We start from the raw sequence: 24,249 nt of genomic DNA, 5'->3' as shown, positions 1-24,249 counted from the left end.
GCCTAAAAAATACACCGTCTGCAGCCTTTATATTTAATGAATAAATCCCATTAAAATATAATTTCTTGACTAAGGCAAGAATTACATGTATAATAAACCAGCATTAGTTATTCCTATATTAGTCCCTATGAGCATTCTTCTAATGAAGAATTAAATCTATCAATCTCTCTTAGTCTTATTATCTAAAATATCAACATTTGGCAATAACGCTTTCTTTATCTTTTTACAAATATTTTTTCAATTTATCTTTAGTATGAGATTCTACTAAGCAGTAAAAATAATATTTATGGTTTATAAAATGGAAAAAAAGAAGATACTTATTGCAGAAGATAATGAAGCAAATGCAGAGCTTTTGTTAGCGATATTAAGAAGGGCTGGATATTCGGCTGATGTTTCAAACAATGGCAAGAAAGCCTTTGATACTATAAAAAGAAATAAATATGATGCTCTACTTACTGACTGGATGATGCCTGAAATGGATGGCATTGAACTGATAAGAAGAGTCAGGGATACAATTAAACCAGTGCCGATTATAGTGATAATCACTGCTCTATCATCCCCAGAGGCTCGCAAACATGCTTTAGATTCAGGATCTGATGATTTTATTGTTAAACCCTACGATCCTCAGGATATAATTACTAGGCTCGACAATCTTTTCAATAGAGAGAAACAGCCCTTCCCTTCAGTAATACCGAAACAGACAAAAAAATATAATATATCCGCGCCATTCACTGGAGTCTGCATTGCCGCGAGTTCAGGAGGTCCACAGACTTTGAAAAAAATACTCAGCACCCTAACTGTCACAAAGGATGCAGCCTTTTTTATTGTACAGCATAGCCCTTCTTGGGCATTGGAGGACATGGCAAAACGTTGGAATGAAATCTCTACAATGGAGATAATTCTAAGCACTGATGGTATTGCTATTGATCCAGGTAAGATATATTTAGCGCCTGGTAAAACCCATATGACTGTTGAACCTGGCTCGATGAAAATTCGTCTGCTTGACGATCCACCTGAAAATTATGTAAAACCTGCTGCTGATCCTCTCTTTAGAAGTGTTGCGAAAAGTTTTGGGAAGCGCAGTATCGCTGTAATTGTAACTGGGATGGGGCGCGATGGCGCTCTTGGAGCATCTCATATTAATGCCACAGCAGGAATTGTTATTGCGCAGGATCCTGAAACAGCCATAGTAAAATCCATGCCAGCAACAGTAATCAAAACAATTCCCAGTACTATTGTTGTTCCCCTTTCTGAGATTCCTGAGACAGTCAATAAATATATTGAAAAGCTCTCTGTGAATAAAGAGAATAAAATATTACACAAAGTTTATAATTAAAATAATCAATCACAATTGATTACCCCAATCTATCAAGCCATCTGATCCAGCGTAATTATTCACTGCTAAACTAAAATTGACAAAAATTATCCTCTTGTATTATATTGATAGCAAAATACTGCTTTAGTTTCATAGAGGATACTAAAGGTGGAATCAGAATGTGTTATAGAATTCGCTCACATTCATCTTTTGGTTTGTCAGATCACCCTGGCTATTGGAACTAACAATGTTTATCTATTATCATCAATGCTTTTTTATAGAGGGAAGCTATAGGAAAATTCAATAGGTTTCCAAATAATTATTAATGAACTGATTCAAATAATACGATTTAGAAAGTATATTCACTATCTATAATCGCATACTGATTTTTATATTGAGGCAATAAAACATGACACAAAAATTTTTTAATATACATTATACATTCATCATCATTTTGTCATATTTTTTCATTCCTACATTAGCAGTATCACAGGTTATTAGTGTTGATAAAATTTCAAATATAGGTTCACCTATTAACACAATGAGTGATGATTTTTCTCCTTCATTAACCGCGGATGAGAAGATAATTGTTTTTAACTCAAAACGAGAAAATAGTCGTTATCAGGACCTCTATATTAGCTATTTCAATAATGATGGTTGGAGCAACCCAGAACCGCTTACAGCATTAAATTCTCTTTATAATGATGAAACACCATATATTACTCTTGATGGAGCATTTATATTTTTTTCATCAGACAGAGATGGAAGCTACGAGATGCCTGCAAATTCATATGGTCAAATAAAGGTGTCATATGATCTATATGTATCAAAAAATGTTAATGGCAAATGGGCAAATCCTATTAAGATACCAGGTACTGTAAATGGAGTGCATCACGAGCGCTCTCCAAGCCTTAGCATGGACTCCAATACTCTTTATTATACAACCTGGCCCTTTGGAGATATCAGCAAGGCAAAGATTATGTCGGCTAAATATGTTAATGGTGAATTTATCAATTCTACACCCATGCCATCCCCGATCAATATGAATACTCAGGATATTGGATTAATCCCAAGTTTGGATGGAAAGGGATTCTATTTTTCTTCCAGCCGACCAGGTGGATATGGTGGTTGGGACCTTTATTATATAAATTACCAAAATGGAAAATTTGGTAAAACCGTAAATCTTGGACCAGAGATAAATTCTGAGTATAATGAGACGCATCTCTCCATAATAAACGAATCACTCTATTTCTGTTCCAACCGTCAGAATGGATATGGCCTCTATGACATTTATTCATCTAACATAACTAAAGATGATCTTGCTTTAAATTTTTTTGTCCGTGATAAAAAGACCCAAAAACCATCATCAGTGCAGATGCATATATCAACCAGGATAAAGGAGAGTGAAGACAAGTCTGTCACATACGAGATTAAAAAGCAAACCGATACCAATGGAGAAGCGATTGTTGAATATCAACCACAGGCTAAGAAGCTGGATGTATTCATAAGCGAGGACGGCTACCTTCCCCTCTTTAAATCAATAGATATTCCAGAAACGAAGGGAGAAACCCAGTTATTGGAATTAGTACCAATTGAAAAGGAGGCTAGCTTTGAAATACATGCAATTCATTTCGATTTTGAATCTTCGAGAATAAAACCTGAATCATTCCCCTATCTCAATGCTCTTGTAGAATATTTGCGGAAAAATCCTACCCTCCGTTTTGAAATTATAGGTCATACTGATCTTCATGGCTCACATAAGTTTAACAACAAACTAAGCATGAGACGAGCGCAAGCTGTAACGAATTATCTTGTTGCCAGGGGGCTGGATGGTAACAGATTCATTGTGAGGGGAGCTGGTAAGACAAAGCCCTTAATACCCAAACTGGGTGCCGGCTATGATGAAAAAAACAGACGTACGGAATTTAAGCTGTTGAATAAATAACTAAGCATGTGGCATAGTATTTTGCATCACCTGTTGGCACACCCGATTCATTTTAGATAAGCTATTCTATTCAACATAGATTGTTGGCTCTATAACATTATTCCGGGAACGGGACTTGCCAAAGGGATACCTTACTCCTATATTTAATAAAAATCCGGACATATCCACCTCCAAATTACCCTTTTTCAGCTTTGCGCCGCGATACCCAAGCTCAGCAAGGAACTCAATACTTGATTCAGAACCAGGTTTTACAGTGGCTCCAGCTAAGAAATGCCAAGTGAATCCACTATAGAATTTCGTCTTATCCTCAGCTATAACTGTAACTCCTGTAACAGAGTCAGTATATGTGGGTTGTTCATAGTTATATATCATTAAAGAATAACCTAAACCAATCGTAAAATAGGGCAATACGAAGGTCTTTTTCTTTAAGTTAGGAAGACGGATTTGCGCATCCAGCAGAATAGGAAATAAATAGGCATTTGTATCAGCCTTAACATCAGCAGTATATTCACCCTGAGGTCTTGTACCCACCTTCCTATCCCATTTTATCCAATATATTCCTGGTTCAATGCCAGCGACAAAATAGGGATCCAGGTCTGCAAAATATGCAAAATTCAACTGTAATCCAAATTTTTCTGGATCAGTTGCATAAGCTGTCCCAATCTTTCCATCAAAAGTTCTTCCTGCTGCTTTCACTAAAGAAGTATTAATTACTGAAAAAGAAATAACAATGATGATAGATATTACATTTTTCATTAAGTTTGTCTCCTAACTAATTTAATTTTAGTGTAGAATGATTATAATATGTATATAAATAAATTGTGAAAACTTTAACAATTCATATAGAAATGTCAAGCGAGAAATAGAAATAAAAATATGTCTCATTATTATTTATACCTTATGGTTGCACCTAAGGAGATAAATCTCACTTCATTTTATCTGACATGAAAAAGAATTATCTGTAATTTAGTTGAATTTCCAATAAATACTTGACGATTGATAGAATATTACTATTATTTATATAAAAATAAGCGCTTATACTTTTAAATTTGTTATCGAAATAAATATGAATCCTTGACAGAGGAGAATAAATTAAGATATGATCAAAACTAAAGATATTGATAGCAATAAAGACTTTAGGGTTGAACAGAGTAAGGAGAAGCTGAGATTATCATCACTTATGATAAATAAGGGACTCAACAAAGAATCACTAATATTTTCATATCTATCTATGTTCTACTCTATAAGGTTGTTACTTATTGATAACAACGATGACTCTGATAATTATAATAAAATTTTTGAATTGATTACAAAATATTTTGAACCTACCGGTTGGACATCAATTAATATTCTTGATGTTATAGATGAGACGAAAATACTTCAAGATTCTGCGAAGAAAAGAACAGATACAATCATCACGAAAGAGGAAGCATATACATTTTTAGAAAAAGCTAAATCCCTAAATGATGAAGCATTAATGAGATTACCAACTTAATGCAATTTTATCACTTATATATCATTTCGAAGGAACTCCTTCTTCCATATGGGAACAGTCTTCTTAATAGTATCAATAATATATCTCGCTGCTTTAAATGCCTCATCCCTGTGAGGGGAGGAAACCGCTATAAAAACACTGGCCTCCCCTATTTCCACCCTTCCATATCTATGATTGATAATACAATCACTTAAGGACCATCTGGATATGGCATCCTTTGCAATTTTTTCAATCTCCTTTTTAGCCATGCATTCATAGATTTCATACTCAAGAAACATTACATCTTGATCATCTGATTTGTTTCTTACCATCCCGATAAAAGTAACAATAGCGCCATCAGCATCAACACCCATCTCATACAATTCTCTGTTAATATCTAAGGGCTCTTCCTGTAATACGATCTTTAACATTTATAATTCTTAATAATACCTAACAGGGTATAGGGTTAAAGAAGATTATACTTATTTTTATATACAATCAAAATGTTTTTATTATTCGATATTGCCTCTTGCCATCACTTAACCACCGCTTACTGGCGGAAAGATTGCTATTATATCGTCCTCAAAAAGAATTTTACTCTCATCACAATAACTCTCATTTACTGCAAATAGCAATTTATCCTTCATACATTTAAGTGACTCAAATTCCTCTACAAGTCTTCGATACACTTCACCAACTGTTGAATTACATGGAACCGACATACATCTTTCCTTAAATCTACAGATATCTCTCACAGCAGCAAATGTAAATACTCTAATTTTCATATAATCCCTTAATTATCAATTACCCATAGTACTCAAAATCAAACAACAATTGATCATTAAAGCAATTGAGCTATTTATTTAAACGATCCCTTTTGACCATAAAAAGGTAATGCTTAATATATGGTTGAATATTTTCCGAAAAATTATTTAATTCTAAATCCTTTGGATTATTGATAATAAGGTCTAGACTTGATTTGGTGATGTCATCTGATGAAGAAAAGATTGTGGTTTTAAAACGCTTTATTATCTCTTTATCATTAGCATCAGCTGCATATTTGCTCATCATTGAGCATAATCTTAATAGATTTGTTTTTCTTTTTTTTTCAGTACCCTTTTTCTCAGCTTTCGTTCCTTTGCTTGTTCCCTTACTTGTAGATTTCCTACTCTTTCCATTGAGATTACTTTTTGTTGTCATTATTACGCACTTCCTTCTATAAATAATCCGAATATTGGCGATATTAGGTTCTTAACTTCAGTTCTGTAAACAAATTTTTTATAAAATCAAAAAAAACTAAATTCAATATTAGCTGTTAAATGATTCTCAATTATTTCCTTTTATGTTAGATGCGAGTTTATCACCAATCTGATTAATACACAAAATTAAAATCATAAGAATAGCAGAAGGTGGCATGATAATCCAAGGGGCGTCAAAGATAAACTTTGCTCCCTCCTGAATCATCAATCCCCATGAGGATATCGTATCAATAGATGAAGCTCCTCCCAAACCAAGAAATGATAGCGTGGATTCCATCATAATACTCGTGGCAATCCCTGTTGTAAATACAGGAATTAAAACAGGTATTAACGATGGAATGATATGATAAAAAATAATTCTAAGACCGCCTGCCCCAGATGCCTTTGCTGAAATTATAAAATCCTCACTATTTATTTCTATAACCTTTACTGAAACAAATCTAGCAACAGGAGCCCATGTGCCAATAACTATTGCTATTATTATGGTTCTATACCCTTCACCAAGGGCAACAGCCAATCCCATAGCGAGGAGAAGTGAAGGAACTGCAAGAAAGACATCCAAAATACCATTGAGTAGAGACCTTATCAATCGAGTACTCAATCCCACGACAAGTCCTATTATTAGTCCCATCAAGGTGCTGCCCATCCTGGATATAATACCAATTATAATTGATATCCTACCTCCAATTAGCGTTCGACTCAGAATATCTCTACCAAGAAAATCAGTACCCAACACATGCCTATCACCGGGCGGGGACGCGCCAGTAAAATCTATTTTAAAAGGGGAATATCCGGATATTTCCTCAGCAAATATTGCAGAAAATGCTATTAGAAAAATTACACTAATATATGATAATATTTCAATATTGTTCTTCCTCAATTTCTTTGCCAACATATTAAGAAAAAATACAACCTAAACATTGTAGTTACTCTACTTTTTTAACGATTATACCCTGCATTAAATCTATTATAAGACCTATAATTAGGAATAAGAGAGTACTAAAGATAATGACACCCTGGATGACCGGTATATCCCTCTTATAGAGCGCAACAATCAAGAGTCTTCCAATTCCAGGCCATGAAAATACAGACTCAGTAACAACAGCCCCACCAAGATAGGTTCCAAAATCCAACAGTATAATAGTCAAAACCGGCGCTAAGATATTCTTAAAGGCAAATAAAAAAATTACCTTGGCCTCATGAAATCCAAGGGATCTCACTGTTCTTATATAATCCTGATTCAACACATAGATCAGTTCATTCCTAACAATTCTCACCAACAAAGCAAGGGACCTGGATGCAAGAGCCAAAGATGGTAATATTATATAAGAAGGGTTAAGCCCATCCCTCCCTGAAGGTGGCAAGAGGTTAAAGTAGTAAGAAAATGTTAAAGATAATACAATACAGCTCACAAAAATTGGAGTTGAAATAAGAATCGATGATATCCATAAGGATGCTCTGTCTAGGAATCTTCCTTTATTAATAGCAGATATTGCCCCAAAAACAATACCCAAAACCGCGGCTATGATCATTGAGGTGAAAGCAAGTATTAGTGTTGCTGGAAACCTGTCAAATATTAACTTATCAACCGGGATATCGGAATGGAGTGACCGGCCCAGGTTAAGCGTGCATAATCTCTCTATATATTTGAAATACTTTACCCAGAATGACTCATTGAGGGAAAGTTCTCTTCTTATCTCATCAATATCATCCTGGCTGGCATATTCCCCAGCAATCATCATAGCTGGATCACCAGGAATAATGTATAGTAGAGAATGAACAATGAGCACAGCCCCAAGCAGTATAAACAAGAGGCGAACAATCCTGTTTGTTGTTGAGATAATCACGATTATGATTCACTTACCATTTCAGTCCCCAACCGAAGGTCCTTATTGATAAAACGGGATTTAAGAAAGACTAATAGCCTGGAGGAGATGTATTATACAGATGATATATATCCAAAATTCTTATCTATTTTAATCCTTTTGAGGTGTACATCCACTATTCTTCCAACCATTTTTTGATTAAGCGGCGATTCTTGAAGTGAAATCTTAATATAATTATCGCTAGTAGCGCTAAACCCTTCCCCACTTCTATTATCTTCAATAACAGATGACAAGGAATGACCCTCAAATTTCTCTCTATACCTCAGTCCAATCCCCTTCTGAACCTGCCTCATTATTTCCTTTCTTTTCAACAACTCTCCATGAGTACAATTCTGTTTCATAATTGAAGCAGGTGTAGTTGATCTCTGAGAATAAGTGAACTGATGAACATATGAGAATCCCACCTCCTCTATCAATTTCAGACTCCCTTGAAAATCTTCCTCTCCTTCACCTGGAAATCCAACTATCATATCAGTCCCAATTGCTATATCTGGTAATCTTGATCTTATTTTATCTATGATTTTCATATAATCATTAATGCCATAGGGTCGCTTCATCATTTGAAGAATCCTGTCTGATCCGGATTGAATAGGAAGATGTATATGTGGACATAACCTCTCACTCTCAAATAGATCAATAAGCTGAGGATTAATATGATTAGGCTCAATGGAGCTGATCCTAACCCTGAATCTTCCCTTTAGAGCGATTATCTCTTTTATTAATTCAGCCAAATCCTTTTTCTCATCAGAATATCTGCCTATAGAGATACCTGTGAGTATTATTTCCGGGCACCCAATCTCTATAAGTCTTCTTGAATGCTCCAGAATATCATCATATCGCCTGCTCTTGGGTATTCCCCTTACAGTGGGAATAATGCAATATGTACACTCTCCATCGCATCCATCCTGTATTTTCATGAAACCCCTGGTACGAAAATACGGGACAGGAGGCTCAATATCATTATCTACCCCTCCACTTGATATAGGATGAGAAATATCTTTAAACTCAGAGTATGTTTTTGTTAAAGGGTTTGGGCAATAGGGTGATTTTGTATCGTCAATTGTCTGAAAAGTATCATTATTCAGTTCCTCAATCCTTGAAGATATTGATCCCTTTTCATTATTCCCAAATACTTCTAAAACCTCAGGCATTCTTTTCAGGCTAAGGGGATCTCTCTGCGCAAGACATCCAGTTACTATTGTTTTTCCCCACCTTGACACCCTTGCTCCTTGACGAATATAATTCCTGCACTTTTTGTCGCTTCTATCTGTAACAGTGCATGTGTTTACAATAACGATATCAACCCTTTTGCCAAAGGGTTTTGCAATCCAACCCATCTGTAATAATTGGTTTGCTATTTCAGATGATTCATATTGGTTAAGCTTACAGCCTAGGGTTTTAATTGAGAATGTCTTATCCATCATGGTTTTCTAAATTTTTTATTTTTTTAAATATTTCAACAATCCTTACTATAGCTGTATAATTTGTTAGTACAGCCATTAAAAAAATAATAATCATCATTGGATATTCAGCCCTTATGCCATAATTTGAAAGAACTATCTTGAGAAAGGGATAAATCACTGATACTATTGAGAGAGAAGCTACCCTCTCTGGTCTCTGCATTATTCCCCGCTCTGTTGTCACACCTATTGCTTCCCCTCTAGCCTTTGCATAGCTGACGAGTTCAGAACCCAAAAGGGCAAAGAGGGATACAGTGAGCATACAAAAATCATCCCTAAAGTATAGGGCTATACCAATTAAAACGATACCATCACTATATCTATCAATACAAGAATCGTAGAAGGCCCCCTCCCTACTAACCTGTTGGGTAACCCTAGCCAATCTACCATCGAGAAGGTCCATCGTGCCACAAATTATCAGGACCCAACCGGCTAAAGCAAAATCGCCTCTGTAATAAAAATATCCTGATATTAATGCAAATACTAAGGATATCCCTGTTAACATGTTCGGAGTCAATCCTAATGCCTTGAAGATAGAGATAAATGGATTGACTACCCAGTACCAGAATTCTCTTATAAAAACACCAATGAATGATTTATGCATACGTCCCAGTACTTCAGGATCATTAGGCCTCTTTGGGTAAAGAAATGCAAAGATAATTAACGCTGCTATTACAGAGCTATTTACAATAATTAGTGGTAGTAATGATATCAGAATCTCATTATTTATCATAGTATGTTATCCAATACTAATTCAACTATTATACTTATGGGATGATGCCATATAGCACAAATGAACAATACTAAATCTATTTTAATGTTAAAATTATGCTAAAGTGTATGTAATAGTCAATACAATTATTCCAAATGATAAAGTATCAGATTATTTTTTAATCCCAAATTGATTTAGGATAATAAAAAGAATTTTATTATTGACTTAATTGCTCTGTAAATTCTCAATACTCTTGAGATGAATAGGAGAGAGATGGCCTCACCACAGCCATTAGCACCTCCCCTTCCCATTATTCAAGAAATACAGTTAAACCACGTATTGATATTAATACTGCTTTATGATTACACAAAATTCAGTATGTTTAAGGCATAACAATTAACCTAATAAATAATCATTAGTTCTTCTCGAGAAAAAAGCTATGTCAAGAATACTATCTGGAATACAACCATCCGGGCAACTACATATTGGTAATTATATGGGCATGATGAAACCGATGATAGAGTTGCAAAGTAAACATGAATTGTTCTGCTTCATAGTTAATTATCACGCCTTGACAACTATCCAGAATGGGGAAAAACTCAGGAAGAACACGATATCAGCAGCGCTTGACTTTCTGGCCCTTGGCATTGATCCTGATAAATGCTACTTCTGGGTTCAATCAGATATTCATGAAGTGGTTGAATTATCCTGGATACTCAGTTGCAACACATCTTTAGGACTACTCGAAAGAAGTCATAGTTATAAGGATAAGATTGCTAAAGGAATAGTGCCCAATTGCGGTCTCTTCTGCTATCCTGTTCTAATGGCCGCTGATATCCTCCTCTTTCAGGCAGAGATGATCCCAGTTGGGAAGGATCAGAAGCAACATATTGAGATGACCAGGGATATTGCTCAGCGGTTTAACTCAACATATGGGGAAACCTTTGTGCTTCCAGAACCCTTGATTTCTGATGATATTGCTATTATTCCCGGCATTGATGGACTGAAAATGTCCAAGAGCTATGACAATGCAATATATATATTTGAATCTGAAAAGGACCTGAAAAAAAAGGTGATGAGGATTGTCACTGATTCCACACCAGTTGAAGATCCAAAGGATCCCGATAGATGCACTGTCTTTCAGTTATACAAACTCTTTGCAGATAGGGATAGGGCTGAGAAATTGCGAGGTCGATATCAGAATGGTGGAGTTGGATATGGAGATGTCAAAAAGGAGTTATTCGGACTAATGTGGGACTACTTCAGACCCTATAGGGAAAAGAGGGATATGCTCAGTAAAGATACAGGGGAGATATATCAAATTTTACAGAGAGGGGCGGAAAAGACTAAGGAGATTGCAAGAAAAAATATCGAGGAAGTTAAACATAAGATCGGATTAAGTTATAAATCCTAGCTAATAGCACTCTTAAATTTTCCATTTAGGACCATTATATACTTCAATTGGAATTATATTATAAAGCAAATACAATAATAGAATACACCCCGAATCTTCCTCAATATCCTTCCAATTGACAACTTATTCATCTCTTTAATTATGTATAAGTCAATTTCATCAATTGAAGTAATACAAAAATGAATAAAGATACCTATTTTTTGTTTACTTAGTGTAATGCACTTTATAGAATAGAAATATAACTATTAAAAAAGCCTCAACAAATGAGAAAATATATATTTATATCAGCTAAGATAAAGGAATATATATGTGATGAGTCTACTCTGAGAGATAATACATTTATATTAGTAGATATTAAACAAAAGATTTCTCATTTATTACATAAGAAGCACAATCCAATCTTCGCAGTCCTCTTTTTAGGCAAGGAGGATCTATTTGAGATAGTCCCCTTCCTCAATGAATTCAATTTCAAGGATATTTCATATAAAGTAATCTTATTTAGTACTGAAGAAGAACTGGGAACCCTGAACTCAGATAACATTAAACACATCTCCGATATCAGATCATCCACAATATCGATAAAGGAATACAACATCTTGACGCAAATAGCATTCCAGCAAATTGAGGAAAAATATTGGCAAAGCAATCTAAAGGATGAACAGATTCTGCATCTTTTGGACACAAAACGAGATCAGGAAGATTTGATTAATATTGGAATGGCTCTTTCAACAGAAAAATCTACAGATAAACTGATGAAATCAATATTATTACTCAGCAAAAAGATTACTGGCGCCGATGCTGGTAGCATATACCTTGCTGAAGAGACGGAGGATGGGAAAAAACAACTACGGTTTAAATACTCTCATACCTTTGAACGGGACCTCCCCTTTGAGGAGCATGTATTGTCAATTGACAAAAACTCCATCGCTGGATTTGTTGCTGTTACTGGTGAAGTGTTAAATATATCTGATGTCTATAAATTGTCTTCTGAGGATCCCCTATCCTTTAACTCCTCCTTTGATAAAACACATAATTATAGGGCTAAGTCAATGCTTGTAGTTCCAATGAAGAATCATGTGGATCATATTATTGGGGTAATACAACTCATTAACAGCAAGGAGAACACCAAGGAGGATACTCAAATAATGAAAAACGCGGCTTACGAGATTAAATTGGAAAATCCTAATGACTTTGAAACCAAGGTTGTTTCTTTTGACCAAAGATACGAGAGCCTAATGCAGGCTGTTGCCGGACAGGCTGCAATTGCAATCGAGAACAACAGGATGATTAAACAGATTCAAAATCAATTTGAAGCCTTTGTCAAGACATCCGTTAGCGCAATTGAATCAAGAGATATTGCCACATCAGGTCATTCCTTTAGGGTTGCTGAGATTTGCAAGGAGATAGCAAGATCAATAGATAGAGAGGATTGCGGGTCATTTAAGGATACACATTTTTCAGAGAACGAGATTAAGGAGATAGAATACGCATCTCTTCTTCATGACTATGGCAAGGTTTATATTGATTTAGCAATATTCAAGAAAGCAAAAAAGTTGTACCCCAAGGAATTTGAAAATCTAATATTAAAGCTAAACTATCTCTATAGATTTATTGAATTGCATTATACAATGCAGGAGAGTTTACTTTCAAGGGATCGGAATCTTTTCAATGATATTGTGCCCGATTTAGAGAGCATGAACCTCATTAAAGAGGATAAACTTCAAAGAATTAGGAGAATTAAGGATAAGGTAAAGGTCTTAAATGAACCAAGAATTATTGAAGGCGATCCAGAAAGGATGTTAAATGAAATCATGAATGATATTCAACAAGTGGAATGTTTTGATATTGAGGGAAATAAAATTGAGTTATTAACTGACAATGAAACCCTAAATCTAAAAATTAAAAGGGGTAGCCTGAATCCTATTGAGAGAAAAGAGATAGAGAGTCATGTTCTCCATACTCACTACTTCTTAAGCGATATTCCATGGCCCCCGGAATTCAAGAATATTCCTGATATTGTACTGAAACATCATGAGAAGCTTGATGGAAGCGGTTATCCCTTTGGCATATCCGGAGAAGAGAATATTCCAATACAATCAAGGATGATAACGATAGCTGACATATATGATGCCCTGATTGCATCGGATAGACCCTATAAAAGGGCGATCTCATGCGAGGAAGCATTATCCATATTAGAAGAAGAGGCAAAGTGCAATAAACTGGATAAAAATATCCTTGAAATATTCATTAAGTACAAAATTTATGAAAAGATTGACAAGAATGCTTTCAAATTGTAATATCATTATCGTGCGATTCCCACACATAACATACTACATAGTTCTCACAATACTTATAATCTTCTGGAGCAATATTGAACTATCCTCTAAAGAAAAAATTACTCTTGTATATACCAATTCATTGAATGGTAATTTTGATTACTGTCACTGCAAAGAAAACCCAAAGGGTGGTCTTGTAAAGCGGGCAACAGAACTAAGGAACATCAGAAATACCTTTGAAAATGTTTTTCTATTTGAGACAGGGGACATCTTTCCTTGCGATCCTGATCACATTATTGCTAAGTACTTAATAAAGGGATATAAGTGTTTGGAATATGATTCCATCATATTTGGGGATCAAGAATTCCTTATCGGCATAGAAAAATTTATCAAGTTCAAGAAGGAGCTTCCATTTATCTGCAACAATATTCTGTTTAAAACGGAGGAAGGATGGATTAGCAATTTTACTCGATTTCTTATTATTAAAAGGAATAATATAGCCATGGGGATTATTGGAAGCATATCAAAAAATGCATTCAGGTATCACCCCAAGGAGATTGTATCAAGGATTAAAATTTTGGATCAGATTAAGGAGATTAAAAGGGATATTGATGATATTCAGAAACAGGGGATAAATCTAATAATCCTGTTATCCCATTCCGGATATGATGAGGACCTACAACTCCTGAAGAAGATTAAGGGAGTGGATGTTACAATCGGAGGGCACTCACAAACACTAATAAAAAATCCAGAGCGAATAGGAGATTCCATCCTTGTACAGGCTGGGGCAAATGGCGCACATATTGGGATACTAGAGTTAATAGTGGATGAAGGAAAAATTCTGTCCTTCAAAAATTCATTCAGATTACCCGATGAGTTCCAACCAGAGGATGATAAACATATCCGCAAGTTGATTAATGAATACAAGAAGGAAATCAAAAAGGAGTACAATCGAATCAGGTTTGACTAATGATTGAGGTTAAAGAACTAAAAAAAGCAATAAAGGAATCCACTTACATCGTTATTATTTCTGTTATAATTGGATTTGCAGTTAATCTGCTTCATCCCAACGGATTTATCCTCATTAGCAAGGAGGAATATAACAATAAAAGGATTGTTTTAATTTCGAGCGAGGAAGCACAGATAAAACATACTGGATCCACGGGTATATTCATTGATTCAAGGTCTAAGGAGGAGTACTATGATGCCCATATCAATGGGGCTATACATATACCTGCAGAACCAGAATCGACTTCCATGCAAAAAATCAAAGCAAACCTTTCCATTCTGAAACAACAGAAGGAACCAGTTATATATTGCTCCGGCACTTCATGCGGAACTTCAGAGATTCTTGCTAAAAGGCTTATGCAGATGGGATTTTCAAGGCACATCTATATTATTAAACATGGATTTCCAGAATGGAGATCAGAAGGTTATCCTGTTGAATACGATACAACAGAAGAGATAATAAGGTATGACCATGATAAGAAATAAACTGAATGATCTATTCTATGGCAATAGGCTGACAGCAATATTGAGAATAATAATGGGGGCTCTCTTTGTATATTCCGCCTTCTATAAGGTTCTTGAACCAAACGCTTTTGTAAGGGTGATTATTAGGTATAATATTATACCTGAGATGGTTACACCCTATGTAGCCATAATCCTCCCATTTATAGAACTAATCCTCGGTTTCCTTCTTCTTATAGGCCTCAGGGTAAGGGCATCATCCTTAACATTAATATTTCTTATGATATTATTTATCTTTGCAATAACACTAAATGTAATCAGGGGAGAATCCTTTGATTGCGGTTGCTTCGAATTCACCAGATTTGGATTTAAAGAAACAATCGGGATATCTATAATAATCAGGGATGTTATTATTCTATTAATACTGCTTTTATTATTCAATGTTAAAAGACATTATCTCTCCCTTGATTCAATTATTGAGAGAGAAAATCTGAGTTATATAGATTAGAAGTCTATACACGGCTAACTCCTATCCCTTATATCTGTATAGCAATCCCTATAGCTGATTTTTGTAACAGGATCTACAATATTCGAATCAAGCTCTAAGAGATGCTTCATAATAAAGCCCCTACTTTTGATCTGAGGATGAGGTATCTTCAATACTTCTGTTTTGAGTATCACATCATCATATAATAGGATATCCATATCAATAATTCTAGGCCCCTTAGGAAGGGTTTTAGTTCTTCCTAATTTTAATTCGATTCCTTTTAATATTTCCAATAACTCAAAGGGTTCAATATCCGTTTCGATTCCAATAACCTGATTCAAGAACATTGGTTGATCTAAAAAATCAACTGGCCTCGTCTCCTCTACAGAACTCATTCTTATTAGCTTAATAGAAGAATATTGAATAAGCTCATATATTGAATTCTCAAGATTAAGTGATCTATTGCCGACATTGGATCCAAGGCCTATGTAAACAAGAGCCATCCCTATAATTTTTCCCTATAATCCTGACCGGATATCTCTAATACTCGACACATCTCTTTGATGCGAGAAAGGATTCGTCCATCCGCTGTATCCTTCAAATGCTTATTGGGATCATTGTTAGAGGTAAAGATAGTAAACCTTTCGGCCTCATATCTGGCATCTACAAGATTGTACAGAGTCTCCTGTTCCCAGACTGAATCGCGCTGTACTCCAAAATCGTCAATTACAAGAATATCAATCTCCGCTAACTCCTTCTCAATTTTAGTAGCCTCTCCATAAGAAGAAGAGCCTTCCACAAAGGTTGATCTCAATCTATTAAAAAAGGTCCTGGATATCTTAATAAGTCTCCCCTCAAGAGCATGTCTTGTAATCAATTCTGTTAATATTATCGCTGATAACAGGGTTTTTCCTGTCCCAAGACCACCCCATAAATACAAACCTTTCGTTATATTCGGGAACTTGCTGATAATGTCATATGCAGCGGATTTTGCCTCCTCTGTTGTCTTGTTTGTGGATTCATAGTTTGTGATGAATCTCCATCGATACTTTCGATCAATACCGGATCTGGAATAGGTATCATTGATTCTATCAATCTTCATTCTTATCTCCCTACAACAGCATTCCAGAATTGTATCATTATTATAATAGTAATAGGGAGATTCCCCACCACAACTACACTCCCAAAGCAGGCATTTGGGGCATGGGGATAATGGCACCTCTCCCATCTCCTGATAATATGGATTTCTTACAATACCAGTGTAATCACAAAAGGAGCAGTACTTTCTCTTGGCATTAACATTTAGCGCAGTTTCTTTTTTCATAAATTCTAACTCAGGTTATAGGTAAAGATAAATAATCCCTTACTTCAATATATGGTATATCGACAAAAGGCCTGTAATCCGATGTCTAAACTAATCTGTACTTATTACAAACAATTAGAAAAATTTTAATAATCATAACCTTTACAACAGTTATTATATTGATAATAACTATAGAATAATCCAACTCCCTGCATATAGTATGATTATAGTCTCATCATTAGATAAATAATATGACATAATCATATATTGTCAATAATTTAATTACTGAATTTCTAAAGTATAATCTTAATTCAAAACAAACCCAAAGGAGAAGGATACTCTTTATGAATCTCAAAAACAAAAATATTTTACAATAGGGGTAAATATATACTTATACAAATAACAATAAACTTATAGCCATAATAAGCATACCTGTAATCAATCCACCTATAGCGATATGATGTTCTCCATATTCTTCAGCAGTTGGCAAAAGTTCATCAAGGGAGATGTATACCATAATTCCAGCAACACCCGCAAAAACTACTCCAAAGGTTACTTCATTAAAAATACTTCTTAATACAAAATACCCGACAATAGCCCCCACTGGCTCAGCTAGTCCTGACATAAAAGACAACCAAAAAGCCTTTCTCCTGCTCTTTGAAGCATAGTATATTGGAACTGATACTGCTATTCCTTCCGGAATATTATGAATAGCTATTGCACCTGCAATACTTATCCCTAAGGCCGGGTCTGACAATGCACTCATAAATGTAGCCAATCCCTCAGGAAAATTATGAATCGCAATCGCCAATGCCGAAAATAATCCCATTCGAAGCAGCTTATTATCCTTATCAGGTGATAATGCATTCATTTTATTAATATTTTTAATCTCATGAGGATTTTCAGATGATGGGATAAGTTTATCAATAATGGCAATAACAGCAATTCCGACAAAAAATGCTATGCAACCATACCAATATCCTGTTTTATTCCCATATAATGGTTTCAAAATATCAATTGCCTTAGCATAAATCTCAACAAATGACACATAAATCATTACTCCTGCAGAAAATCCAAGCGACAAAGCTAATAATTTTGGATTAAATTCCTTTGAAAATAATGACATTACACTGCCGATACCTGTAGATAATCCAGCAAAGAGTGTTAATCCAAATGCTAGTAGAACACCTTGTGATTCCATATTCTCTCCATACTTTATTCATAACATTACACATAACGATTATCAACAAGAAACAAATATAAAAATGACGATTTTTATGCCTGCTTCAATTCAACTATGGGTTCGATTTACACAATATAAAATCATATTATACCCCAAAAGGGGCAGGTAATCCTCATCATTGGAGGGATTGCAACACATTTTATGATATATACAGAATTTCGATTTAATTCTCCATTTTTTATTGATTTTATAGATGTATCCAATATTATCGTCGACGTAATGCAACCTTTTTTCCAGGAGGTCATAAAATGTCAACTATAGAAATTTCATCAGAACGAAAAAGAAAACTCAAAAACCTTATTAAATTGATGAACAAACAAAATGAAAGGTTATTCCCACCAGTACAACCACTTATCGATTCATTTAATCTTGTTATAGATTCAGAAGAGCTTGATTTCCTTTTAAGGATGGGAACAGACAAGTATACCCTTCAGGAAGCAGTCTCAATCAGCAAGATGTCAGAAGATAAAACAAAATCAATCATTAATACACTTATTGGCAAGGGATTCATAACAATAAAATACAATGAAAAATCTGAAGAACACTATGTGTTAAACGCTATTATAGTGGGTTGGATTGAAGCGCAGGTTCCTTATCTTATGGGAAAATCTGAAGAAAAGGAATTCGCAAAAAAATTCCAAATGGAATTTATTCAATTTACCAGAAAATATAACGTTTTTCCTTTGAGAAATATAATGAATACCTTTATTAAACGCTCAATGAAAATACCCAATCAGAGCGTTGGATTTAATGAATTTCCTTTGAAAAGCAACAAGAAGAAAAAGATAGAGATAAACCGCTCAATATCCGAATCGGATTCAAAAATATATCCCATGAACAGCGTTAATGATTTAATAAAGGAATTCGGCAGCAAAAACATGATTGCTCAATTCCCATGCATGTGCAGGCATATGTGCAATATAGCAGATGATCCATGCCGCATAAAGATACCGAACAATGGAGGATGTCTGGGTTTAGGTGATATGGTAAAACCCTATGTCAAGCATGGACATGCTCGAATAATATCAATGGATGAAGCGCTGGATGTTATCCAGCTTGTTCGAGAAAATGGAGCTATTCATACTGTATTTCATGAGAGGGATGATGCAAATCTTCCACAAGTCGGCATCTGTAACTGTTGCTGGGATTGTTGCGGTCTACTGAGAGCTTATAACGCTGGATCCGCCCCCCTGCACTATAAGTGTTATTATTTAGCGCGGATTATTGATAATTCAGAATGTACTGGCTGTAAAAAATGCGAAAAATATTGCCCCACAAACGCAATTTCCATTATAGACAAGATGTGTTATCTCAATAGCAATAGATGTATTGGCTGTGGTCTATGTGTTTTTCAATGCCCAGAGAAGGGTGTTATCGAATTGATACCTAGTGAACGAAATGTATTTTTACCAATTCTAAAAAAATCTGAGGCCAGACTAAAGCTATGATATGAAAGGCGTTACTCAACAAATATCCTTTTTGAGATTAATTATGAAGAATGCACCTTCAATACTCTTTTGACTGAGTATAAAATAATTCTCATATACATCATTACCAAAGAATATGACATGATTGGTTATGATGCTAACCAATCATTTGAGGGATAACTGAGGATATCCGAATTGTTACGTGCGTAAAGGGTGTTATTGATGAAGAGAAAACAATATGAAGCGAATAAAACCACCATTCAGAAAATAGGATTGGTCTTAGGACCAATTTTATTCATATCAATGATGTTTATGGATTTAACTCCAGACAATCCCATCGCCACACGAATGGCCGCAGTAGCCATTTTGATGGCTGTGTGGTGGATTACTGACGCCATTCCATTGGCCGCAACAGCGCTGATTCCTATGATCATGCTCCCGCTTCTTGGAATCTTGAAGGGTAAGGAGACGGCTCCAATCTATTTTAATAGCATAATTTTTCTATTTATTGGCGGATTCATGATAGCCCTGACAATGGAAAAATGGAACCTGCATAAAAGGATCGCACTCTGGATTATCCGCGCTATTGGTGGTGGCACATCAAGGATTATTCTCGGTTTCATGTTAGCTGCCGCATTTCTATCCATGTGGATATCTAACACTGCCACTGCGGTGATGATGATCCCGATTGGATTAGCAATAATAACACAGATGGAGGAGCGATTTGAAAGTGAAAACAGCGCCAAATTTTCCACATCCTTAATGCTTGGGATAGCCTACTCCTGTTCAATTGGTGGTTTTGCAACTCTGGTGGGAACACCACCCAATCTTGCTTTTACTCGCATCTATGAAATGACCTTTCCTAATGCGCCAAGCATCACCTTTGGTAAGTGGATCTTTTTAGGAATTCCAATATCATTGATTATGTTAGGTATTGTATGGACCCTGCTCACACAGGTGTTCTTCAAAGTGCCTGCTTGCCTGCAGGTGGACAGAGACCTTATTGAAAAAGAATATAAAATGCTTGGTTCAATGAGCTTTGAAGAGAAGGGGGTGCTCACTGTGTTTATTGCCACAGCTATTTTGTGGGTGTTCAGGAAAAAGCTTGAATTAGGATTTGTATCAATACCAGGGTGGTCACAATTTATCCCCTATCCGAATATGATTGATGATGGCACTGTTGCCCTATCTATGGCTTTGATTCTATTTTTAATACCTACACGAAGCAAAGGCAACACTTCTTCCACAATTATGAGCGCAGATATTATTACAAAATTGCCCTGGGATATTGTGCTGCTCTTTGGAGGAGGTTTTGCCTTGGCTAAGGGTTTTCAGGTTGCCGGACTATCCTCACTAATTGGCAATCAGTTTGGTGGGCTGGAAGATCTGCATCCTATTCTGATGATAATGATAATATGCTTCTTCATCACTTTTTTAACTGAATTCACATCAAACACCGCCACTACACAAATCATTCTTCCTATATTGGCATCTGTGGCAGTTGCCATGAAAATCCATCCTATGATGCTCATGATACCAGCAACTATTTCTGCATCATGCGCTTTTATGATGCCTGTAGCCACGCCACCCAACGCGATCATATTTGGGAGTGATAGAATAAAAATTATAGATATGGCAAGAGTTGGAATTATAATCAACTTAATCGGGGTGATGATAATAGCTACACTATTCTATGTAATCGGAACACGGGTATTCTCAATTGATAAAAATACTCTTCCAGAGTGGGCTACTTCTATTGACTCTGTGTGACTCACAAAAAATTAATTAGGCCTCAACAATCAATAGAAGTTTTAATATCATACCAATTTTTTATAGCAGAATAGGGATAGCAATAAAGCAATTTCATTGGATCCAAATGATTTGAGATTCCGAGAGAAGCATAACCGTAAGGCTATCCTATACTAATTCACAGAATTCATTGAGCATGATGGCTATAAATTTCATAAACACAATTAATAATCTCTTGAATAAATTATGTTGATTTAAAACCTCTTCGTATACCTATGACAGTAGGGTTTTTTATTACTCTTACTGTAATAATCTTGATGATATTCTTCAGCCTTCCAAAAGATACTCACTGGAAGCACATTTGTTACAATATGATATCCCTTCTTTTTAAGAATATCTATTAACCTATAAGCAGTCTCTTTATCCTCTTTATTATTAACAAATATTGCAGATCGATACTGCTCACCAATATCCGGCCCCTGACCATTAGCTTGAGTTGGATCATGAATCTCAAAGAACAACTTAGCAAGATCCTCATAACTAACCCTGTTCTCGTCATAAGTTACTTCCACCACCTCTAAATGGCCTGTGTTTTTATTAACCACATCTTCATATGTGGGATTATTCAATGCACCTCCCATATAACCTGATGTTGCTGATATGACACCCTCTTCTCGCTCAAAAAAATACTCCACACCCCAGAAACACCCTCCTGCAAAGTAGGCTTTTTTCACATTAGCTTTTTCTTTCTCAGGTTTGAACCTCATCGAAATTGAATTAACACAATGTCTAACATTCTTCTCAGTTAATCCTTCCCCCTCAAAGACATGACCCAAATGCGCTCCGCAATTAGCGCATAATATCTCAACCCTTTTTCCATCAGCATCCCTTTCCCTTTTAATAGCTCCCTTGATTTCATCATCAAAACTTGGCCATCCACATACAGAAGCAAACTTATCATCCGAACTATAAAGCCGCGCATCACATCGCCTACAGTGATAATATCCCTTTTCAAAGAAATCGTTATATGCTCCAGTGAATGGAGCTTCTGTACCCTTATGTACAATGACTCTTTCCTCTTCAGGTGTAAGCTTATTGTAAATTTGTTTCTTCACAGGATGTCCCTCCGAGCATGAAAGAAAATAAATACCAATTCCTATAATAAATAATATTATCCTACACTTCTGCATGAATACTCCCCGATGCACATAACTATCTGCTTAATTCATTAGTATATAATGTAATACAATGATATTCGAAACCACACTGGCTTCTTAGAAGAGATAATGAAATTATCGATAGCTATTTCCTACTATATTTACAACCAAGTCTTACGTTATAAGAATCATCTCATCATTTTTTGTTACAATTATGTTTTCTTATAACCTATGATAATAAATACTCCTTTTTTAAAGATTTTTCATCTTCATTAAATAGAGATATAGCTTTTCTATTTTATATTCTGAAGTTGGGACTACCCTAAATTGTTCATCAGCAAAATGAAACTCGGTAAAAAACTTATAGAGTTGAATGTAGAGAACTTTTTATCTATATTTGAATTATTAACCGGTCTTTCATTTTTCTTTAAGGCTGCTTAATCTATGGCAATTATAAAAATTGAACTTATACTTCTATCAATCAGAGTCTATCTTTCAGCTAATATTGTTTCAATATACTTCACTAATCAAGTAATTTCAATTGAGCAACATACTTTATACTTGCCTCTTCCTCTAATATAAAACTTCCTGAAAAAATCAAAAGTTCTGAATATTTTAGAGTTTTCGAGATATAATGCTTGCTTTACATGCAAAAAATCTCCATGATTTTTCTCATGGAGATCCTTAGAAAAGGATTTACAGAGATGTAAAAAAATTACACGAAGTTCTTGACGATTTGATAAACGAGTATAATGGTGAAAGGACGCATACAGACAAGTATTGTTATGAGAGAATACCCATGTAAACAATTTTGATTCTAAAAGTATTTCTCTAAAAACAATGCTGGATAATAAATTACATACAACGTCTTAAACCGCTATAATCCCTACTGTTTATTAAGACCTTTCCAAATTTGATAGAATATAATACTTACCCTACAACGAAAAATATCTTCCCAAGCACTAATTATTTTTATATTGCATTATATTCTACTCTTTATTAAAGATGATTAGATAACTGCCGAAAAACTATAATTTTGAGAGGGGCAATGTTTGGCAAAAGAAAGAAAAAAGCAACAAGGTTTTGTACAATGTTGAATGTGCTTTTAATAAGGAGCATATTTTTGAAAAGGTCATTGAGATAGAGGAAGGCAGTGAAGATAGCGAATTAGAAATGCAGGCATATTGCCCATTTTGTGACGAATTAATGAATATAAAAATACAAGAGAAAGCGGTTTCGAATGCGGCAATACTTAGAAAATTTGACAACTATTAGCTACCCTTTACAGACGTCATTCTTGCAAATACATGAATATCATACAGATGTCATTCCTACCCCTGTATACAACAGGGGTAAACTCCTGAAGGAATCTCATCATGATTCTATATAAAATAGACTCCTGCATCCGCAGAACCTGCACCTGTGCATACAGGTGAGTGACCTTTGACATATGTCATTCCTGCGAATGCAGGAATCCAATAATGCAGGTGAGACAGTGTGGAAAACTGTGTTTACACCACGCTTTTTGAGCAGTATCCCATTCTGAATGAAGTGATGCTAATAAAATTTGATCACCTTTAGATAAGAGAAGCAATTAAGAAGAACTCGAGATTATTTTATTTTTCTGTAAGTTCTAAATAAGCGGCAGGATATCCCCACTACGTGTGGGCAT

The 24,249-nt window shown here is 35.2% G+C and carries 23 protein-coding genes; 11 read left to right on the top strand and 12 right to left on the bottom strand.

Annotated elements, in window-relative coordinates; translation table 11 throughout:
- Nucleotides 1-298 precede the first annotated feature (298 nt).
- Together SVZ03_06390 and SVZ03_06385 are read left to right on the top strand one after the other, a co-directional pair.
- Nucleotides 299-1,336, top strand: coding sequence for a chemotaxis protein CheB (locus tag SVZ03_06390; protein MDY6933836.1), 1,038 nt, complete (start codon nucleotides 299-301; stop codon nucleotides 1,334-1,336).
- Between the two features lie 388 nt (nucleotides 1,337-1,724).
- Nucleotides 1,725-3,260: an OmpA family protein gene (locus SVZ03_06385; protein ID MDY6933835.1), complete on the top strand. Its 1,536-nt coding sequence runs from the start codon at nucleotides 1,725-1,727 to the stop codon at nucleotides 3,258-3,260.
- A 66-nt stretch (nucleotides 3,261-3,326) separates the two neighbouring features.
- Here SVZ03_06385 and SVZ03_06380 read toward each other — a convergent pair whose 3' ends face one another.
- Entirely contained in the window at nucleotides 3,327-4,016 is a 690-nt protein-coding gene (locus SVZ03_06380; protein MDY6933834.1) for an outer membrane beta-barrel protein, read from the bottom strand.
- Nucleotides 4,017-4,359: 343 nt separating this feature from the next.
- Between SVZ03_06380 and SVZ03_06375 the strand changes: the two genes are divergently transcribed.
- A complete protein-coding gene (locus tag SVZ03_06375) occupies nucleotides 4,360-4,755 on the top strand; it encodes a hypothetical protein (GenBank protein ID MDY6933833.1) in 396 nt (131 codons plus the stop codon).
- 14 nt (nucleotides 4,756-4,769) lie between these two features.
- On the opposite strand, the gene SVZ03_06370 is transcribed toward SVZ03_06375, so the two are convergent.
- From SVZ03_06370 to SVZ03_06340, 7 genes are all read right to left on the bottom strand, one after another.
- Nucleotides 4,770-5,165: a molybdenum cofactor biosynthesis protein MoaE gene (locus tag SVZ03_06370; GenBank protein ID MDY6933832.1), complete on the bottom strand. Its 396-nt coding sequence runs from the start codon at nucleotides 5,163-5,165 to the stop codon at nucleotides 4,770-4,772.
- 108 nt (nucleotides 5,166-5,273) lie between these two features.
- The gene (locus SVZ03_06365; protein ID MDY6933831.1) at nucleotides 5,274-5,519 is read right to left on the bottom strand and encodes a MoaD/ThiS family protein; all 246 of its coding nucleotides are present in this window, start codon (nucleotides 5,517-5,519) and stop codon (nucleotides 5,274-5,276) included.
- A gap of 70 nt (nucleotides 5,520-5,589) precedes the next feature.
- Nucleotides 5,590-5,934 (bottom strand): hypothetical protein, encoded by a 345-nt coding sequence (locus SVZ03_06360; protein MDY6933830.1) that lies wholly within the window; start codon nucleotides 5,932-5,934, stop codon nucleotides 5,590-5,592.
- A 126-nt stretch (nucleotides 5,935-6,060) separates the two neighbouring features.
- Nucleotides 6,061-6,888, bottom strand: a complete 828-nt coding sequence (locus SVZ03_06355; protein MDY6933829.1) for an ABC transporter permease — start codon at nucleotides 6,886-6,888, stop codon at nucleotides 6,061-6,063.
- Nucleotides 6,889-6,919: 31 nt separating this feature from the next.
- The gene (locus tag SVZ03_06350) at nucleotides 6,920-7,840 is read right to left on the bottom strand and encodes an ABC transporter permease (protein ID MDY6933828.1); all 921 of its coding nucleotides are present in this window, start codon (nucleotides 7,838-7,840) and stop codon (nucleotides 6,920-6,922) included.
- Between the two features lie 92 nt (nucleotides 7,841-7,932).
- Nucleotides 7,933-9,303, bottom strand: a complete 1,371-nt coding sequence (gene mtaB / locus SVZ03_06345) for a tRNA (N(6)-L-threonylcarbamoyladenosine(37)-C(2))-methylthiotransferase MtaB (protein MDY6933827.1) — start codon at nucleotides 9,301-9,303, stop codon at nucleotides 7,933-7,935.
- Entirely contained in the window at nucleotides 9,293-10,072 is a 780-nt protein-coding gene (locus SVZ03_06340; GenBank protein ID MDY6933826.1) for a CDP-alcohol phosphatidyltransferase family protein, read from the bottom strand. The genes mtaB and SVZ03_06340 overlap by 11 nt, the downstream gene beginning before the upstream one ends.
- A gap of 418 nt (nucleotides 10,073-10,490) precedes the next feature.
- Here SVZ03_06340 and trpS point away from each other — a divergent pair, with 418 nt between their 5' ends.
- The 5 genes from trpS (at nucleotide 10,491) to SVZ03_06315 (ending at nucleotide 15,719) form a co-directional block, all read left to right on the top strand.
- Entirely contained in the window at nucleotides 10,491-11,465 is a 975-nt protein-coding gene (gene trpS / locus SVZ03_06335; protein ID MDY6933825.1) for a tryptophan--tRNA ligase, read from the top strand.
- A gap of 263 nt (nucleotides 11,466-11,728) precedes the next feature.
- Nucleotides 11,729-13,762, top strand: coding sequence for an HD domain-containing phosphohydrolase (locus SVZ03_06330; GenBank protein ID MDY6933824.1), 2,034 nt, complete (start codon nucleotides 11,729-11,731; stop codon nucleotides 13,760-13,762).
- On the top strand, nucleotides 13,746-14,711 hold the full coding sequence (locus tag SVZ03_06325; protein MDY6933823.1) for a hypothetical protein: 966 nt from the start codon (nucleotides 13,746-13,748) through the stop codon (nucleotides 14,709-14,711). Before SVZ03_06330 ends, SVZ03_06325 begins: the two co-directional genes overlap by 17 nt.
- Nucleotides 14,711-15,235 carry a rhodanese-like domain-containing protein gene (locus tag SVZ03_06320; GenBank protein MDY6933822.1) on the top strand — a complete coding sequence of 175 codons (525 nt, stop codon included), beginning with the start codon at nucleotides 14,711-14,713 and terminating at the stop codon, nucleotides 15,233-15,235. Before SVZ03_06325 ends, SVZ03_06320 begins: the two co-directional genes overlap by 1 nt.
- The gene (locus SVZ03_06315; protein MDY6933821.1) at nucleotides 15,216-15,719 is read left to right on the top strand and encodes a MauE/DoxX family redox-associated membrane protein; all 504 of its coding nucleotides are present in this window, start codon (nucleotides 15,216-15,218) and stop codon (nucleotides 15,717-15,719) included. The genes SVZ03_06320 and SVZ03_06315 overlap by 20 nt, the downstream gene beginning before the upstream one ends.
- Nucleotides 15,720-15,733: 14 nt before the next feature.
- Here SVZ03_06315 and folK read toward each other — a convergent pair whose 3' ends face one another.
- From folK to zupT, 3 genes are all read right to left on the bottom strand, one after another.
- Nucleotides 15,734-16,201: a 2-amino-4-hydroxy-6-hydroxymethyldihydropteridine diphosphokinase gene (gene folK / locus SVZ03_06310; GenBank protein MDY6933820.1), complete on the bottom strand. Its 468-nt coding sequence runs from the start codon at nucleotides 16,199-16,201 to the stop codon at nucleotides 15,734-15,736.
- A gap of 2 nt (nucleotides 16,202-16,203) precedes the next feature.
- Entirely contained in the window at nucleotides 16,204-17,022 is an 819-nt protein-coding gene (gene zapE / locus SVZ03_06305; GenBank protein MDY6933819.1) for an AFG1/ZapE family ATPase, read from the bottom strand.
- Between the two features lie 370 nt (nucleotides 17,023-17,392).
- Nucleotides 17,393-18,202, bottom strand: a complete 810-nt coding sequence (zupT, locus tag SVZ03_06300) for a zinc transporter ZupT (protein ID MDY6933818.1) — start codon at nucleotides 18,200-18,202, stop codon at nucleotides 17,393-17,395.
- Nucleotides 18,203-18,492: 290 nt separating this feature from the next.
- Here zupT and SVZ03_06295 point away from each other — a divergent pair, with 290 nt between their 5' ends.
- On the top strand, nucleotides 18,493-19,692 hold the full coding sequence (locus SVZ03_06295) for a 4Fe-4S binding protein (protein MDY6933817.1): 1,200 nt from the start codon (nucleotides 18,493-18,495) through the stop codon (nucleotides 19,690-19,692).
- A 201-nt stretch (nucleotides 19,693-19,893) separates the two neighbouring features.
- A complete protein-coding gene (locus SVZ03_06290) occupies nucleotides 19,894-21,441 on the top strand; it encodes an SLC13 family permease (GenBank protein ID MDY6933816.1) in 1,548 nt (515 codons plus the stop codon).
- Between the two features lie 233 nt (nucleotides 21,442-21,674).
- On the opposite strand, the gene SVZ03_06285 is transcribed toward SVZ03_06290, so the two are convergent.
- Entirely contained in the window at nucleotides 21,675-22,535 is an 861-nt protein-coding gene (locus tag SVZ03_06285; protein MDY6933815.1) for a bifunctional methionine sulfoxide reductase B/A protein, read from the bottom strand.
- Between the two features lie 1,125 nt (nucleotides 22,536-23,660).
- Here SVZ03_06285 and SVZ03_06280 point away from each other — a divergent pair.
- On the top strand, nucleotides 23,661-23,852 hold the full coding sequence (locus SVZ03_06280) for a hypothetical protein (GenBank protein ID MDY6933814.1): 192 nt from the start codon (nucleotides 23,661-23,663) through the stop codon (nucleotides 23,850-23,852).
- Nucleotides 23,853-24,249: the final 397 nt, after the last annotated feature.

The sequence above is a fragment of the Spirochaetota bacterium genome, assembly GCA_034190085.1.
Lineage (GTDB): Bacteria > Spirochaetota > UBA4802 > UBA4802 > JAFGDQ01 > JAXHTS01.
Note: the sequence above shows the minus strand (reverse complement) of the source record. Positions and strands in the feature narration are given on the sequence as shown.

Bases quoted from the DNA above. Each gene is read 5' to 3' on its own strand.
- SVZ03_06390 (MDY6933836.1), top strand. From the start codon at position 299: ATGGAAAAAAAGAAGATACTTATTGCAGAAGATAATGAAGCAAATGCA.
- SVZ03_06385 (MDY6933835.1), top strand. From the start codon at position 1,725: ATGACACAAAAATTTTTTAATATACATTATACATTCATCATCATTTTG.
- SVZ03_06380 (MDY6933834.1), bottom strand. From the start codon at position 4,016: ATGAAAAATGTAATATCTATCATCATTGTTATTTCTTTTTCAGTAATT.
- SVZ03_06375 (MDY6933833.1), top strand. From the start codon at position 4,360: ATGATCAAAACTAAAGATATTGATAGCAATAAAGACTTTAGGGTTGAA.
- SVZ03_06370 (MDY6933832.1), bottom strand. From the start codon at position 5,165: ATGTTAAAGATCGTATTACAGGAAGAGCCCTTAGATATTAACAGAGAA.
- SVZ03_06365 (MDY6933831.1), bottom strand. From the start codon at position 5,519: ATGAAAATTAGAGTATTTACATTTGCTGCTGTGAGAGATATCTGTAGA.
- SVZ03_06360 (MDY6933830.1), bottom strand. From the start codon at position 5,934: ATGACAACAAAAAGTAATCTCAATGGAAAGAGTAGGAAATCTACAAGT.
- SVZ03_06355 (MDY6933829.1), bottom strand. From the start codon at position 6,888: ATGTTGGCAAAGAAATTGAGGAAGAACAATATTGAAATATTATCATAT.
- mtaB (MDY6933827.1), bottom strand. From the start codon at position 9,303: ATGATGGATAAGACATTCTCAATTAAAACCCTAGGCTGTAAGCTTAAC.
- SVZ03_06340 (MDY6933826.1), bottom strand. From the start codon at position 10,072: ATGATAAATAATGAGATTCTGATATCATTACTACCACTAATTATTGTA.
- trpS (MDY6933825.1), top strand. From the start codon at position 10,491: ATGTCAAGAATACTATCTGGAATACAACCATCCGGGCAACTACATATT.
- SVZ03_06330 (MDY6933824.1), top strand. From the start codon at position 11,729: ATGAGAAAATATATATTTATATCAGCTAAGATAAAGGAATATATATGT.
- SVZ03_06325 (MDY6933823.1), top strand. From the start codon at position 13,746: ATGCTTTCAAATTGTAATATCATTATCGTGCGATTCCCACACATAACA.
- SVZ03_06320 (MDY6933822.1), top strand. From the start codon at position 14,711: ATGATTGAGGTTAAAGAACTAAAAAAAGCAATAAAGGAATCCACTTAC.
- SVZ03_06315 (MDY6933821.1), top strand. From the start codon at position 15,216: ATGACCATGATAAGAAATAAACTGAATGATCTATTCTATGGCAATAGG.
- folK (MDY6933820.1), bottom strand. From the start codon at position 16,201: ATGGCTCTTGTTTACATAGGCCTTGGATCCAATGTCGGCAATAGATCA.
- zapE (MDY6933819.1), bottom strand. From the start codon at position 17,022: ATGAAAAAAGAAACTGCGCTAAATGTTAATGCCAAGAGAAAGTACTGC.
- zupT (MDY6933818.1), bottom strand. From the start codon at position 18,202: ATGGAATCACAAGGTGTTCTACTAGCATTTGGATTAACACTCTTTGCT.
- SVZ03_06295 (MDY6933817.1), top strand. From the start codon at position 18,493: ATGTCAACTATAGAAATTTCATCAGAACGAAAAAGAAAACTCAAAAAC.
- SVZ03_06290 (MDY6933816.1), top strand. From the start codon at position 19,894: ATGAAGAGAAAACAATATGAAGCGAATAAAACCACCATTCAGAAAATA.